A 905-nucleotide genomic window follows, 5' to 3' on the forward strand; every position below is an offset into this window, starting at 1 on the left:
TTGGAAGCCGCCCGAGATGGTATCCAAGTCGGTGTTCGACATCCCCCGGCTTGTGGAAACCGCGCTCGATCAGCGATTTGATCCCGTTTTGCGCCGCGGGGCGCTGAAGGGACGCGATACAGGCATCCCAACCGGCGCCGAGTTCTACGTCCGGCGGCAAGCTGGTGTTGACGAGGCGCTTGGTGGTGGCGATCGCCCACTTGTCGAATCTGGCGATCCGGGTCGCCAAAACGTCTACGAATTCGTCGAGTTCGGCGTCCGGAAGGGCGCGGTTCACATATCCATATGCTTCGGCCTGATCCCCGGTGAGATCGTCGGAACTCAAAAGCACCTCCAGGGCTCGGTTTCTGCCGATGAGTTGCGGCAGCCGGGCCATCGGGCCGCCGCCCGCGACCATTCCGACACCAACTTCCCACTGTGAAATAATCGTCTTTTCCCGACTGACAAAAGTCATGTCGCTGGAGAGCGCCATCTCGCTGCCGTTGCCGGTCGCCCGGCCGCGGATCAGGCAAATGGAGACCACGGGCAAACGCGTCAGGCGCACGAGGAAATCCGGCCATTGCGGCAGCCCGCTCGGTCCTGGCGGAAGAGACGTAAGGTCCTCGAGTTTCGCCAGGAAGTCCGAATGATTGAGGAAATAGTCGTCGACGGCGCTGTCGAAGACCACCACTTTAGCGTCTGCGTCAGTCTAGAGCCGCGATGACCTCCTGGAATTGCTTCACCATGTCCGGACCCATGACGTTGATCGGCGGGTTGTCGATCGTAACGCGCCAATAGCTCCTGGATTTTTTCGTTACCCGGATTTGGGCGTGTTTCGTAATCGCGTCCATAAGTGCCTCCTCGCCAAAGTTGGGACAACCACACTCTGTGGCTTTCGATCTTGGGCGGCCATCGGACAATGGTAT

The 905-nt window shown here is 59.7% G+C and carries 1 pseudogene; it reads right to left on the reverse strand.

Features of this window, described 5'->3' with window-relative positions:
- Window positions 1-830 (reverse strand): annotated as a pseudogene (locus CPY51_RS26655) (enoyl-CoA hydratase/isomerase family protein); the annotation flags it as partial.
- Window positions 831-905: the final 75 nt, after the last annotated feature.

The sequence above is a fragment of the Arminella tubonensis genome (genome assembly GCF_003240585.1).
GTDB classification, from domain to species: Bacteria; Pseudomonadota; Alphaproteobacteria; order Rhizobiales; family Rhizobiaceae; genus Rhizobium; species Rhizobium tubonense.